This is a genomic window from Sedimenticola selenatireducens DSM 17993 (assembly GCF_000428045.1).
GTDB lineage: Bacteria > Pseudomonadota > Gammaproteobacteria > Chromatiales > Chromatiaceae > Sedimenticola > Sedimenticola selenatireducens.
The window spans coordinates 14,348-28,251 of record NZ_ATZE01000022.1; the positions used below are offsets into that span (position 1 = coordinate 14,348).

Annotated in this window: 14 protein-coding genes; 5 read left to right on the top strand and 9 right to left on the bottom strand. The window is 58.7% G+C overall.

Annotation, left to right across the window (positions count from 1 at the left end; all coding sequences use genetic code 11):
- Window positions 1-57: 57 nt before the first annotated feature.
- From A3GO_RS0115425 to ftsY, 6 genes are all read right to left on the bottom strand, one after another.
- Window positions 58-717, bottom strand: a complete 660-nt coding sequence (locus A3GO_RS0115425; RefSeq protein WP_029134167.1) for a CBS domain-containing protein — start codon at window positions 715-717, stop codon at window positions 58-60.
- Window positions 718-795: 78 nt separating this feature from the next.
- The gene (locus tag A3GO_RS0115430) at window positions 796-1,260 is read right to left on the bottom strand and encodes an ABC transporter substrate-binding protein (RefSeq protein WP_029134168.1); all 465 of its coding nucleotides are present in this window, start codon (window positions 1,258-1,260) and stop codon (window positions 796-798) included.
- A gap of 538 nt (window positions 1,261-1,798) precedes the next feature.
- Window positions 1,799-2,647 carry an RNA polymerase sigma factor RpoH gene (rpoH, locus tag A3GO_RS0115435; protein ID WP_029134169.1) on the bottom strand — a complete coding sequence of 283 codons (849 nt, stop codon included), beginning with the start codon at window positions 2,645-2,647 and terminating at the stop codon, window positions 1,799-1,801.
- Window positions 2,648-2,781: 134 nt separating this feature from the next.
- Entirely contained in the window at window positions 2,782-3,753 is a 972-nt protein-coding gene (gene ftsX, locus A3GO_RS0115440; protein ID WP_029134170.1) for a permease-like cell division protein FtsX, read from the bottom strand.
- Window positions 3,753-4,430: a cell division ATP-binding protein FtsE gene (ftsE, locus tag A3GO_RS0115445; RefSeq protein ID WP_029134171.1), complete on the bottom strand. Its 678-nt coding sequence runs from the start codon at window positions 4,428-4,430 to the stop codon at window positions 3,753-3,755. The genes ftsX and ftsE overlap by 1 nt, the downstream gene beginning before the upstream one ends.
- 18 nt (window positions 4,431-4,448) lie before the next feature.
- Window positions 4,449-5,444: a signal recognition particle-docking protein FtsY gene (gene ftsY / locus A3GO_RS0115450; protein WP_029134172.1), complete on the bottom strand. Its 996-nt coding sequence runs from the start codon at window positions 5,442-5,444 to the stop codon at window positions 4,449-4,451.
- A gap of 200 nt (window positions 5,445-5,644) precedes the next feature.
- Between ftsY and A3GO_RS24105 the strand changes: the two genes are divergently transcribed.
- The 5 genes from A3GO_RS24105 (at window position 5,645) to A3GO_RS0115475 (ending at window position 9,933) form a co-directional block, all read left to right on the top strand.
- On the top strand, window positions 5,645-7,024 hold the full coding sequence (locus tag A3GO_RS24105; protein WP_037375626.1) for a M16 family metallopeptidase: 1,380 nt from the start codon (window positions 5,645-5,647) through the stop codon (window positions 7,022-7,024).
- On the top strand, window positions 7,014-8,333 hold the full coding sequence (locus tag A3GO_RS0115460) for a M16 family metallopeptidase (RefSeq protein WP_037375628.1): 1,320 nt from the start codon (window positions 7,014-7,016) through the stop codon (window positions 8,331-8,333). Before A3GO_RS24105 ends, A3GO_RS0115460 begins: the two co-directional genes overlap by 11 nt.
- Before the next feature lie 6 nt (window positions 8,334-8,339).
- Window positions 8,340-8,915: a 16S rRNA (guanine(966)-N(2))-methyltransferase RsmD gene (gene rsmD / locus A3GO_RS0115465; RefSeq protein ID WP_029134174.1), complete on the top strand. Its 576-nt coding sequence runs from the start codon at window positions 8,340-8,342 to the stop codon at window positions 8,913-8,915.
- 248 nt (window positions 8,916-9,163) lie between these two features.
- The gene (coaD, locus tag A3GO_RS0115470; RefSeq protein ID WP_029134175.1) at window positions 9,164-9,643 is read left to right on the top strand and encodes a pantetheine-phosphate adenylyltransferase; all 480 of its coding nucleotides are present in this window, start codon (window positions 9,164-9,166) and stop codon (window positions 9,641-9,643) included.
- 44 nt (window positions 9,644-9,687) lie between these two features.
- Window positions 9,688-9,933, top strand: a complete 246-nt coding sequence (locus tag A3GO_RS0115475; RefSeq protein WP_029134176.1) for a YfhL family 4Fe-4S dicluster ferredoxin — start codon at window positions 9,688-9,690, stop codon at window positions 9,931-9,933.
- 226 nt (window positions 9,934-10,159) lie between these two features.
- On the opposite strand, the gene A3GO_RS0115480 is transcribed toward A3GO_RS0115475, so the two are convergent.
- From A3GO_RS0115480 to A3GO_RS0115490, 3 genes are all read right to left on the bottom strand, one after another.
- Window positions 10,160-11,005 carry a 2-oxoacid:ferredoxin oxidoreductase subunit beta gene (locus A3GO_RS0115480; RefSeq protein ID WP_029134177.1) on the bottom strand — a complete coding sequence of 282 codons (846 nt, stop codon included), beginning with the start codon at window positions 11,003-11,005 and terminating at the stop codon, window positions 10,160-10,162.
- Between the two features lies 1 nt (window position 11,006).
- Window positions 11,007-12,737, bottom strand: a complete 1,731-nt coding sequence (locus A3GO_RS0115485) for a 2-oxoacid:acceptor oxidoreductase subunit alpha (RefSeq protein WP_037375631.1) — start codon at window positions 12,735-12,737, stop codon at window positions 11,007-11,009.
- A 240-nt stretch (window positions 12,738-12,977) separates the two neighbouring features.
- Window positions 12,978-13,790 (bottom strand): NAD-dependent protein deacetylase, encoded by an 813-nt coding sequence (locus A3GO_RS0115490; protein ID WP_029134179.1) that lies wholly within the window; start codon window positions 13,788-13,790, stop codon window positions 12,978-12,980.
- Window positions 13,791-13,904: the final 114 nt, after the last annotated feature.

Sequence of the window (13,904 nt, forward strand, 5' to 3'; positions counted from 1 at the left end):
TCCGATAATCCCGAGTCATAATTGATCCACCGCCCGGTGCAGGGCGGCGGCCAGTGACTAGGCTTTTTTGGGTAATATTTCGGTGATCAGCTCGTAGCCGATCTCCTGCAGATGATCATCCAGTGCCTCGGGTTCGTCGGCGATGTAGCGCACGATGGCGACGCGCTGGGGGCTGCCCATCTGGGAGACGGGCGAGACGACGGTGGCGATATAGCCGCCGGCGTCGTTGATCTGGTGCAGCAGACCGCCGAGGGCGCGGGCCTTGTTGGGCAGGCTGACGGCGATGCGGGTGGTGTTATCCAGGCCGCAGCCCATGATATCGAGGAAGAAGTCGAGGATATCGGTCTCGCTGACCACGCCGACCAGTTCGCCGTTGTCGATCACCGGCAGGTTGCCGATGCGCTTGTCGCGGATCAGCTGGCCGGCCTCCTCCACCAGGGTGTCGGGGGCGCAGGTGATCACCTCGCGCACCATCAGCTCGCCGACGGTGATCTTGGAGGTGAGATAGTTCACCTCGCCCACCGACAGGGTGGTGATGGCCGAGGGCTCGGCCCGGTCCAGCTCCTTCTGGCTGAACAGGCCCACCAGGTGGTTCTTGTCATCCACCACCGGCAGATAACGCCGGCCCTTCTCCCGCATCACCTGGGCCGCATGGCTGAGCTTCATATCCGCCGTCACGGTATCCACCTCACGGGTCATGATCTGTTCCACATACATAGCGTCTTCAACCTCGGTGTTGTCTTAATTCCAGTGGGCGCCGCCGCGCGGCCGCCCGGTTATCCTAAAAACTACATTTCAANTCTGCGCCGCCATACGGTCGGTATGGGGGGTCTTGAAGGTCCACTTCTGCACCGGATCGATGATCTTGACCGAACCGGCCAGGGAGATGAAGGGGGTCCCGGCCTTGTCCACCAGCGGCATCACCGAGAGGCTGGAACCGGAGGTGGATCCGCCCACGATCACATCCACCCGGTCCTTCTGGATCAGGCGCTTGGCGAAGTTGACTGCCTCCTTGGCATTGCCGCCGGTGTCATAATGCACCAGCTCCACCTGCCGACCGTCAATACCGCCCTTGGCATTGATGTTCTCAATGTACATCTGCAGGGTCTTCAGCTCCGGATCACCCAGAAACGACGCCGGGCCGGTCACCGCCAAAAAGGTGCCCACCTTGATCGGCTCCGCCGCCACAGCCTGTCCCGCCACGCCCAGGGTGAGTACCGCACCGATGGCCAGGGCAGTTACGCTTTTTTTAATGTTCATATCGTATGGTCACTCCTCAATGGTTGTGTCTGTAAGTTCTTGTGAATCGTGCGTTTGAAAGGGTGCTGCCATGCAGTACGCTGTCAATGCAGACCACTACTATACATTTTAATTATTACCGCGCGAAACCTATGGTAGATATATCGGTGTCAGTCGAAAGAAATGAAAAATAGTACATATCATTTCGGGTTTTATATGTCCGTTAATGCTTGTTTGGAGGTCGCACATGCACCTGACGGTACTGAATGTGCAGACCTGATTTGAGGCAAAAACCCTTTAAATGCCACTGCTTAAGGATTCGCGGGGTGAGCATAACGGCTAGGTGTGTTGGGGTCAACAGGATGGAGAAGGGGTGTCGTTAATCTAAAATTAAACTAAAAAAATGTCTAACTCAATGTGAAATAGCTATTAAATATAATTACCCATGTAACAGAATAGTTATTTTCTGGGGATTTTATGAGGTAATATTGAATTATTTTACTTGGCGTGACATCAGATGTCGGGAAACATGAAATATTATTCATGTTTCCCGGTTGTCTCAGGCTATCAGGTGCGCCTTCAGTTTACCCATGGCGGCCTTTTCGATTTGCCGGATGCGTTCGGCTGAGACCCCGTATTTATCCGCCAGCTCATGCAGTGTCATCTTCTTTTCCGCCAGCCAGCGGGCTTCCAGGATCTCCTTGCTGCGCTCATCCAGTCCGTCAAGGGCCAGATAGAGTTGTTTTTTGTCATTCTCCTCCGTGTCGGTGTTCTCTAACTGACGAGAGGGTTCCATACGCATATCGGCCAGATAGGCTGAGGGTGCTGGTGCCTGGTCATCATCACCGTGATCAATGCCGTCGAACGCCAGGTCATGGTTGTTGAGGCGGCTCTCCATTTCAAGCACGGTTTCCGGCTTGACGCCGAGATCCTTGGCGACGCCCTCGACCTCTTCCTGGGAGAACCAGCCCAGCCGTTTTTTTGAGCTGCGCAGATTGAAGAACAACTTGCGCTGTGCCTTGGTGGTGGCCACCTTGACAATGCGCCAGTTGCGCAGGACGTATTCGTGGATTTCGGCCTTGATCCAGTGGACAGCGAAGGAGACCAGGCGAACGCCGTGGTCGGGATCGAAGCGGCGCACCGCCTTCATCAGACCGACGGTTCCCTCCTGAATCAGGTCAGGAAGGGCGAGGCCATAACCGGCATAACCCCGTGCAATACGGATGACAAAGCGAAGGTGGGACATCACCAGGGCGCGGGCTGCCTCAAGATCACCCTCTTCCTGCAGTCTCACTGCCAGGCTACGCTCCTCTTCGGCGCTCAGCATCGGCAACTGATAGGCAGCGCTGATGTAGGCGTCGATACTGCCTGTGGGCAGTGTGTTTGCGATAGCGAGTTCTTTGCTCATCTGAAATACCCTAGTTAATTAGTCTGGTATTATATTAGCACTCTTGAATATGGAGTGCCATTACATTTTAGCACTCGCGGTGTAGGAGTGCTAATTGCCGGATAAGTTCCAGGAGAGTGGCGCGATCGTTGATTTCAGGAGGGTTCAATCTCATTCAGATGCCGGCCCACGGCAATCCATGAGCCGGCCAGTCCCAGCAGAGTGCTGCCGCCGAGCAGCATCAGCAGGGTGGAGAAGCCGATGCCGCTTAACTGGAAGCCGCTTTGGTAGAGCCCGGCGAGCTGTTCGATCGGGTTATCCAGCAGCAGCAGTGAGACGGTGACCATCAGCCAGGCGGAGATGCCGCCAAACAGACCATACCAGGCGCCGTTATAGAGGAAGGGTCTGCGTATGAAGGCGTTGGTGCCGCCGATCAGTTTTGTGATCTCGATTTCCGCATGACGGTTCTGAATCTCCAGCCGGATGGTGTTGCCGACGATCAGCAGGACCGACAGCCCCAGTAGCGATGCCAGGATGATGACACCGCGCTGGGCGATCCTGGTAATGGCGTGAAAGCGTCTGACCCACTGCAGATCGAGCTGGGCAAACTCTACTTCGCTGTTCTGTCTGAGTCTGGCGAGCAGTGCCTCGGCCGGGACCGGTTCCGCATGTTGCGCCGTTGGCTCTACGATCAGCAGCGAGGGGAGCGGGTTTTCATCCAGGCTATCCAGGACGCCGGCGAAGCCGCTGAGCTGGCGAAACTCCTCCAGTGCCTCGGTTCGGCTGATCAATTTGACCTGGTTGATGGCCGGATCGTTTTGCAGTCGGCTGGTGAGTTGCCGTGCCTGTTTGTCGCTGGTTTCCTGCTTCAGAAACAGCGAGATGCTGGCAGCGCCATCCCAGTTGCCGCTGAGTGTTTGGACATTGCCCAACAGCAGGTAGAGTCCGGCTGGCAGGGCCAGCGCAATGCCGATCACCAGGGTGGTCATCAGGCTGGACAGGGGGGTCCGGATCAGGCGACCCAGGCTGGCCAGGGCTACCTGCAGATGACGCATCAGCCAGACATCCATTCTCAGGGAGCTGCGTGGACTGATCCTGGCTGACAGTTTCTTGCGGGATCTGCGCATCAGGTCATCACCTCGGCGGCGCTGTCCCTCGCCAGTCGGCTCTTTTCCAGTACCAGGATGCGCCGGTTCATGCGTGAGATGAGTTCCAGGTCATGGGTGGCGATCAGCAGGGTGACGCCTACGTCATTGAACTGTTCGAACAGGCTCATGATCTCCCGGGATAGCGCGGGGTCCAGATTGCCGGTGGGCTCATCGGCCAATACCACCGGCGGTTTGCTTACCACTGCGCGGGCGATGCCGACCCGCTGCTGCTCGCCACCGGAGAGGGTGATCGGCAGGTTCTTCTCCTTCGAGAGCAGCCCCACCTTGTCCAGCGCGGCACGCACCCGGCGGCCGATTTCGATATGACCGAGGCCGGCCACCACCAGCGGCATGGCGACGTTGTCGAACACCGTGCGGTCATAGAGCAGGCGATGATCCTGAAAGATCATGCCGACCTCGCGACGGTGATAGGGGATCTGGCCACGGCCCAGCCGGGTCAGATTGCGTCCGGCCACCCGGACCTGTCCGCGGGTGCTGCGTTCCAGCAGTCCGATCAGCTTGAGCAGGGTACTCTTGCCCGCACCCGAGTGCCCGGTGAGAAACACCATCTCCCCCGGCTCGATATGGAAGCTGACGTTACTCAGCCCCTCATGTCCACCGGGGTAGCGCTTGGTGACGTTATCAAAGTGGATCATCCGCCGGACCGCTGTGTGTTATTCCGCAAACAGGGCGTTGACGAACTCGGCCCCATCAAAATGCCTGAGATCCTCGATGGCCTCGCCAACCCCGATAAAGCGGATCGGCAGGCCGAGCTTCTCGGCAATGGCGAAGACGATGCCGCCCTTGGCCGTTCCATCGAGCTTGGTCAGGGTAATGCCAGTAATCCCAACGGTCTGGTTGAACTGGGTGGCCTGATTGAGGGCATTCTGCCCGGTGGTGGCATCCAGCACCAGCATCACTTCATGTGGGGCGTCGGGATCGATCTTTTTCATTACCCGGGCGATCTTGGCCAGCTCTTCCATCAGGTTGCCTTTGGTGTGGAGGCGCCCGGCGGTATCGGCGATCAGGACATCGATGCCCCGGGAGGTGGCTGCCTGCAGGGCATCAAATATGACCGAAGCAGAGTCCGCTCCGGTGTGCTGGGCCACCACCGGTATCCGGTTGCGTTCTCCCCAGGTCTGCAGTTGTTCCACCGCTGCGGCTCGGAAGGTGTCGCCGGCGGCCAGCATGACGCTCTGTCCCTCATCCTGCAGCCGCTTGGCCAGTTTGCCGATGGTGGTGGTCTTGCCTGCCCCGTTGATACCCACCATCAGGATCACCTGAGGCTTGCCGGGTTTTGCCTGGCGGACCGGTTTGTCGCAGTGGCTGAGGATCTGCTCCAGTTGCTCCTTCAGCACTGCGGTCAGGCGCTCGGGGTCGGAAAGTTCCTTGCGTTTTACCTGTCCGGTCAGGTCGTCAATGATGCGGCTGGTGGCGTCCACCCCGACATCCGCCATCAGCAGCAGGGTCTCCAGCTCCTCCAGCAGGTCGGTGTCGATACTCTTGCGCCCGAGCACCAGGTTGGCCAGTCCATCGGTAAAGTTGCTGCGGGTCTTGACCAACCGGTTTTTAAGGCGTGCAAATAACCCCTCCCTGGCTTCAGGTTCTGCTGCGATGCTGGTTTCGCCGGGAGTGGTCTGGGGTGGTTTTTTCTTTCCAAATCCGAACATGCTGGTTTATCCGGTATGCCATTGAACTGATGGCAATACGTCTTGTCTCTTTAAAGGAAATCCGGCCCTGGACTTTATGCGTGCAGTGAAAATAATCTGCAGGCCGGTTTTTAAGTGTTAGAGTCGATCGTATCATTTTGCGGGGAATCAACCTATCCCTCTTACTTCATCGGTAATTAAAGGGTGTCATGGAACACAATATGAGATTACTCCTTAGCGCGGCCCTGTTGCTGCTATCCAGTTCTGCATCGGCCGAATCCGTGCTGGCCGATATCAAGGTACATGAGACACGGCTGGATAACGGCATGAAGGTGATAGTAAAGGAGGATCACCGGGCGCCGATCATGGTCTCCCAGGTTTGGTACAAGGTGGGGGCCTCTTATGAGCCGGATGGTATTACCGGCATTTCCCACGTCCTTGAACACATGATGTTCAAGGGAACCCAATCCCATGCGCCGGGTGAGTTTTCGCGCATTATTGCCGCCAACGGCGGCACCGAGAACGCCTTTACCGGGCGAGACTACACCGCCTACTTCCAGACGATGTCCAGTGACCGGCTGGCCATCTCCCTTGAGCTGGAGGCGGACCGGATGCGTAACCTGACCCTGCCGGCCGAAGAGTTTGCCAAGGAGGTCGAGGTAGTCAAGGAGGAGCGACGCCTGCGTACCGAGGACAAGCCGACCGGACAGACCTATGAGCAGTTTGCTGCACTTGCCTACCGCAGCCTGCCTTATGCCAATCCTGTAATCGGCTGGATGAATGACCTGGATAATATGCAGGTTGAGGACCTGGCCGACTGGTACCGTCTCTGGTATGCACCGAACAACGCCATTCTGGTGGTGGTGGGTGATGTGGTGCCGGAGGAGGTCTTCAGACTGGCCAGGCAGTATTTCGGTCCACTGAAGCAGGAGCCGGTCCCGGTATTGAAACCCCTGCGGGAACCGCCGCAGAAGGGTGAGATCCGCTCGCTAGTCAGGATACCCGCCAACGAACCCTACCTGGTGATGGGCTACAAGACCCCGGTGGTCACCACGGCGGAAAAGGATTGGGAGCCTTATGCCCTGGAGATGCTGGTGGCGATACTGGATGGTGGTAACAGCGCCCGTTTCAGTAAAAATCTGGTACGTGGCAGCGAGGTGGCGCTCTCTGCCAGTGCGGAATACAACGCCTTTACCCGTCTGCCGGGCATGCTGATGCTTGATGGAACTCCGGCCAAGGGACGCAGCATTGCCGAACTGGAAGGGGCGTTGCGTGAGGAAATTGCCCGCCTGCGCACCGATCTGGTGGCGGAAGAGGAGCTGGATCGGGTACGCACCCAGGTAATCGCCTCCAAGGTGTTTGAGCTTGATTCGGTGTTCTATCAGGCGATGGAGATCGGCATGCTGGAGACTATCGGGTTGGACTGGCGATTGCTGGATCAGTATGTGGAAAAACTCAAGCAGGTGACGCCCGAACAGGTGCGCGCGGTGGCGCAGCGCTATCTGCAGGATGACAATCTGACGGTTACTCAGCTGGATCCTCAGCCGATGGAAAATGGTAAGCAGGTGCGCCGGTCCGCAGGGGGGCGTCATGGAGGTTAAGCGGATGGGCTATCGTGTGTTGATGCTGGTACTGGTGTTGCTGTCGAACCAGATCTGGGCTGGGCCGGCGATCCAGAGCTGGACCACGGAAAAAGGTGCTCGGGTCCTGTTTGTGTCGGCGCCGGAGCTGCCGATGCTGGATCTGCGGGTGGTGTTTGATGGCGGCAGTGCGCGTGAAGCGATCCCTGGTGCCGCGGCACTCACCAGTGCCCTGTTGGAAGAGGGGGCAGGTGACTGGGATGCCGATGAGATTGCCCGCCGGCTGGACAGTGTCGGCGCCAAGATGTCGGTGGATTCCCAGCGCGATATGGCCTGGTTGACGGTACGTACCCTGACCGAGAAGCGGGCGCTGACCGTGACTCTGGATACGGTAGCCCAGGTACTGGGCGCTCCCGGTTTCGATCCGGTTGCCTTTGAGCGCAATCGAAAAGCGATGCTGGTATCGCTGAATCATGATGAGCAGTCGCCCGGCACGGTGGCACAAAAGACCTTTATGCACACCCTGTTTGGCGACCATCCCTACGCCTCCCAGGTGGAGGGTACCCAGGAGTCCTTGGAGCGCATTACCCGTGAAGATGTGATTGCCCACTATAAAAAGTTCTACGTGGCGCAGAATGCGGTAATCGCCATTGTCGGTGCGGTGGAACAACCGGAGGCCGCGCGCCTTGCAGAACTGGTGACCGCCGGGCTGCAATCTGGAGAGCGTGCTCCGGAATTGCCCCCGGTATCCGACTTGCAGACTTCGCGGACCCTGAACCTGCCGTTTCCTTCCAGCCAGTCTCACATCCTGATGGGACAGCCCGGCATGCACCGGGGCGATCCTGACTACTTCGTGCTTTACGTAGGTAATCATATCCTCGGTGGCAGTGGGCTGGTCTCCCAGTTGAGCGAAGAGGTGCGGGAGAAGCGGGGCCTCTCTTACAGTGTGTACAGTTACTTCTCGCCGATGCGCAGAAACGGGCCGTTTCTGATCGGCGCCCAGACCCAGAACGCCAAGGCCGGTGAGGCGTTGGAGGTGATCCGCCAAACCCTGGCGCGGTTTATCGAACAGGGGCCGAGCGAGGCGGAACTGACTGCAGCCAAGCAGAACATCACCGGTGGATTCCCGCTGCGCATCGCCAGCAATAGCAAGATACTGGAACACATCGCTATGCTCGGTTTCTATGACTTGCCGCTGGACTATCTCGACACCTTCGTCGACAAGGTCAACAGCGTTACCGGTGAACAGATTCGCGACGCCTTCAAGCGTCGTATCAAACCGGATCAGCTGCTCACGGTCGTGGTGGGCAATGAGCAGCAGGCCAACTGAGCGGCCATGGCAAAACAGCGGCATCGTACGGGACAGGGCAACCAGGTCCGCATCATCGGTGGCGAGCATCGCGGGCGTCGGCTGGAGTTTCCCGACAGCCCCGGACTGCGTCCGACCGCCGACCGTACCCGCGAGACGCTGTTCAACTGGTTGCAGATGCAGCTTCCCGGAGCGCGATGCCTGGACCTGTTCGCCGGCAGTGGCGCGCTGGGATTTGAGGCGGCGTCCCGTGGCGCCGGGCAGGTGACCCTGCTGGAACAGGATTCACGGGTTGCCGCGCAACTGGAGGCAAACCGCGCGCTGCTGGACATGGCGTCGGTCGCAGTGCGCCAGGCCGATGCCATCAAGTGGCTCGATCAAGCGCCGGAACCGTTCGATATCATTTTTCTGGATCCGCCATTCGCCGATCACCTGCTCACCGACTGTTGCCGGAAGCTGGATCAAGGTGGTTGGCTGGGGCTCGATCCACGTATCTATCTGGAGTGGGACCTGCACGGCCCGACCCCTAAACTCCCTCCGCACTGGGTCAATCTGAAAGAGAAAAAGGCCGGTCAAGTGGCCTATGCGCTTTATACCCGATAGCATACAGGGTTGATAAATTTCCGGAAAAATGAGATTTCTCATTTGACATTGTCTCATCCGATACTATTATCTCGCACCCTGGGGAACAAAACGGGCTCGCTTCGCTGATCAGAAACGGGCCCTTCGCGGTAAGATGCGGCTCTTCAATCAGATGATCGCCGCCATCCCTTACCATATTTTTGTGTCGTTATGCGATTGCCGTCAGGTTCAGCACCGATACGGGCGACTAAAGACCAAGGACATACACTATGGCCATTGCAATCTACCCAGGTACATTTGATCCCATTACCAATGGTCATACCGACTTGATCCAGCGTGCGGCCAAACTGTTTGATAAAGTTATCGTTGCGGTGGCGGCAAGCAGTGGCAAGCGCCCCCGGTTTTCGCTTCAGGAACGGGTCGATCTGGCCAACCAGGTGCTGGCCTCGGTGAAGAAGATTGAGATTATTGAATTTGATACCCTGCTGGTGGATTTTACCCGGCAGTGCAAGGCGGATGTGATTCTGCGTGGCCTGCGCGCGGTATCCGATTTTGAATACGAGTTTCAGCTGGCGGGGATGAACCGGCGACTGGCACCGGAGGTGGAGACGATGTTCCTTACCCCGGCCGAACAGTTCGCTTATATATCCTCAAGCCTGGTAAAGGAAATTGCGGCCTTGGGGGGGAATGTGTCAGAGTTTGTGCATCCCCTTGTTGTCGAGGCGCTAAACGGCAAGCAACCGGTTTAACCCAGAAAATATGAGGTAAAGGACCTCTTTCAGGAGTATGTGTTATGGCATTAATGATTACTGATGAGTGCATCAACTGCGATGTGTGCGAGCCGGAGTGCCCGAACGGGGCTATCTCCCAGGGCGACGAGATCTACGTGATCAATCCGGAGCTCTGTACCGAGTGTGTAGGACACTATGACGAACCCCAGTGTGTCGAAGTCTGCCCGGTTGACTGTATCCCCAAGGATCCGGATCACGAAGAGAGTGAAGAGGAGTTGCAGGCCAAGTACGAGCGTCTTTGCGGCTGATTTGGCCCGCTTCGCCGGTAAAGTTACTAAGGCCCTTCATGCAAGGGCCTTTTTTATGGCTCCGTCCCAGTTACCTGTTGCGTGAGGGGCGGTGATTTTGTAGGAGCGGATAAATCCGCTCCTACCGGGCGAATCGCCAAGCTAAGCCAAAACAAGACCAACACATAATTGGGACAGTGCCTTTCTATACCAAGCGTTCTGATAAGCAGGCTCCCGGCTGGGGGCTTTACCCGGTTAAAAACCGCGCGGCCATCTGCTCCAGTGTGGCTGGGTGCGCGGGGGCGGCATGTTCCGTCCTGGCGTTGGCCGGCGACCGAAAGATCAGGCCTGTCGCCATGCGATCATCCTGTTGCAGGCGCTGGGCCGCCACAACGCGGTCGGCGGTGGTGGTCTGGGTCTGCTCATGCACGGTCTGCTTCCACGCCTTCTGTTCCGGATGAAAGGTGACGCAGGGACTGAGCACATGAATGAAGGCGAAGCCCGGATACTGGATGGCCTCGGTCAGCAGGTCGGTCAGTCCGCTCGGATCACCGGAGAAACCCCGTGCAATGAATCCCGCCCCTGCTGCCAGCGCAATGGCGGCCGGGTTGAAACTGGGCAGGCCGGTGCCGTGAGGCGTTAGTTTGCTCTCGGTCCAGTCCGGCGGGGTGGTGGGCGAGGCCTGTCCCTTGGTCATGCCGTACACCTCGTTATCCATCACGATATAGGTCAGATCAAGATTGCGTCGACAGGCGTGCATGAAGTGATTGCCACCGATGGAGAAACCGTCGCCGTCACCGCCGGTCACCAGCACTGTCAGATCGGGGCGTGCCACCTTCAGTCCGGTGGCGATCGGCAGGGCGCGCCCGTGAATGCCGTGAAATCCATACACATGGGTGTAGGCCGGCAGGCGGGATGAACAGCCAATACCGGAAACCAGGGCCACCTGTTCCCGGGGCAGCGCGAGGTGGGCCAGTGATTTGGTTATGGCGCTCAGCACCGCGAAGTGGCCGCAGCCGGCGCACCAGATCGGTTTGACATCCGACTTGTAATCTTTTGCCTTCAGGGGCGGCAGGGGAGGTGGGCCGTGCATTTTATAGTCCTTTCATGATGTGGTTGACGATTTCCTGGGGCCGTAATGGCAGCGGCCCGGGTCGGGCAAGAGAGCCGGCGGTCGGGGGCAACACCTTGCGCGCGTTGAGATAATCATAGAATTGAGCGCCGTGATTCTGTTCTACAACCAGCTGGTGGGTTGTGCCCTCGATGGCGGCGCTGAACCGGGCGATCGGTAGCGGGGAGAGCAGGCGAACCGCAACGGTGCGGGTCGGGTAGCCCGCCCGGGTGAGCCGTTCAGCCGCCTCCCGGGCGGCGCCACTGGCGGAGCCCCAGGTGATGAGACAGATATCGCCTTCGCCGCCGATATCTGCCCAGTCGTCGCCGTAATCAAATCCGCTCAGTTTATTGCGCCTTTTGTCCAGCTGCAGTTGATGGTCCGTGGCGGTTGCCGAGGGGGTGCCGAGTTGATTGTGCTCCAGACCGTCCGCGGTATACATGCAGTCGGCGTCGCCCGGTATGGCCATCGGCGAGACGGCGTCTTCCGTCAGTGCATAACGTCGATAATCCGCGTGTTCAACGGCCAGTTTGCGTTTGCCTTCCAGCATGGGTGAAGTGGGCGGATCGATCACCGCCCGGGCCTGGCCCTGCGACTGGTCGCTCAGCACTATCGCCACGGTCTGCAGTGTCTCGGCCAGTTTTACCGCCCATTCGGTAGTAAACACGCTGTCCCGGATGGAGAGGGCAGACAAAACCAGGTGCGGGGCATCACCATGCAGGCCGTACAGGGCCAGGTTCAGGTCTGACTGCTCGGATTTTGTGGGAATGCCGGTGGAGGGACCGCCGCGCATCACATTGCTGACCACCACCGGGGTTTCGCTGGCAACCGCCAGGCCAAGTCCCTCCATCATCAGGCTGAGGCCGGGGCCGGAGGTGGCGGTGAGTGAGGGGACGCCGCCGAAGGAGGCGCCGATGATCATGTTGACGGAGGCCAGCTCATCCTCCGCCTGAACCAGTCCGCCACCCAGCCGTTCCAGGTTCGGTGCCAGCCACTCCAGCAGTTCACTGGCTGGGGTGATGGGATAGGCGGCCACAAAACGTATGCCGCCCTGCACGGCACCCAGTCCGCTCGCCTCGTTGCCACTGATATTCCAGCGTGTCGTGGGTGATGCGGGTTGTGTCAGCGGGGTGACGATTTTTTTCTCCGGTGCCTGCCCGTAGCCCTGTTCGATACAGAGCAGGCTGGATGCTAGGACGGCATCTCCTTTCCGTTTCAGGATATCCTGCGCGGTCTCTTTAACCGTTTCCAGTGGCAGGCCCATTAGCTGCGCCAGCAGACCAAGCCCCACCATATTGGCGCGGCCGTTTTCGGATTCAGCGGCCAGTTGCGAGAGCGGGGCCGCCAGCTGTTGCTCCGGCGAAAGATTAAAGCGTGGCGGCACCTCGCCTTGGTCACTGTCGCGCAGAATGATCGATTCGGTGCTGATCGGTAGTTCGTCGGCAAAGCGGTCGACGTTCAGCCAGTCCAGTGCCAGCAGGAGATCGAAATGGTCATCCAGGCTGGCCACCGGCCGGTCTGCCACCCGCAGCATGATGGCCGATTCTCCGCCCCTGATCTGGGGCCCTGATGAGCGGGTCATCAACGCATAAAGGCCAAACCGTGCGATACTCTCGAGCAGTATTTTTCCAGTCGTCACCACCCCGCTCCCACCGGAACCAATAATGGCCACCGAGAGGCTGCGGGTTTCGCTCAAATCGGTTTTCCTGTCCATGGGCCTTCCTGTTTAAGCTCTCAATCCGTTCCGGGCGGAACAGCGCCAAGTTATTTCTGCTGCTCCTTATACTCGCATGTTCGGGTTTATAAGGTAATGATAATAATCATCTGCTGGTAAGTAGCAGCCAGTCGGTTATGGTGGTTTTCGACACACTGCCCCTGTGTGCAGCGGGACAGATTCCTGGCGCAGTAATTCCCGGCTTATGAAGCAAACGTCATGTGACCGGAGCGGCAGACTTCACTCCGGCAGGCTGGCGGACAGCGCCGTCAGGGTATCACCGACGGGTTGTTCTATTTTTAATTGAAACAGGTGGTCCGCCCGTGTTTTTCCCTGGTTGATTGCCGCAATCGGCTTGCCCAGTCGGGATGCTTCACGGATAAACTGAAACGCTGAGAACACCATCAGGGAAGTGCCTGCCACCAGCAGCGCATCCGCCTGGCGCAGGGCGTCATAGACCGCTGCGATGCGGCTGCGCGGCACCTGCTCACCATAGAACACCACGTCAGGCTTCAGGATGCCGCCACAGATCGGGCAGCCGGGTATGGTTATGCGGCTGAAATCGATCTCCAGATCGGCATCGCCGTCTGGCGCGGTGGTGGCGCTCAGTGCGTCGATCCCGGGATTGAGTGAGGCCAGCTTCTGTTGCATCCAGTGGCGTGATTCCAGCTCGCCGCAGGACTGGCAGCAGAGCTGCTCCAGCCGGCCGTGCAGGTCGATGACCCGGCGGCTGCCCGCCTTCTGATGCAGGCCGTCCACGTTCTGGGTGACCAGTTGGCCTATTCTGCCCTGTGATTCCAGGCGGGCCAGGGCGTGGTGCGCGGGATTTGGAATGGCCTGACTGAACGGCTGCCAGCCCAGGTAACTGCGAGCCCAGTAGCGCTGGCGGGTGGCCTCGCTGCCCATGAACTCCTGGTAGAGAATCGGTTTGCGGCGTTTCCACAGACCCTCGCCATCACGATAGTCGGGGATGCCGGAGTCGGTGCTGCAGCCGGCACCGGTCAGTACCAGCAGCTGCCGGTGTTGTGCGATGAATTGTTGAAGGAGCTGCATCAGAGGAGCCGTCCGCCCGTGGTTCTTGAATTTAGTGTATCGTATTAGCCCATGAGCAGGGCAGTCAGGGATGGCTGTCTGACCCGAATCGGATGATGTCGCAACAGAGAAAAC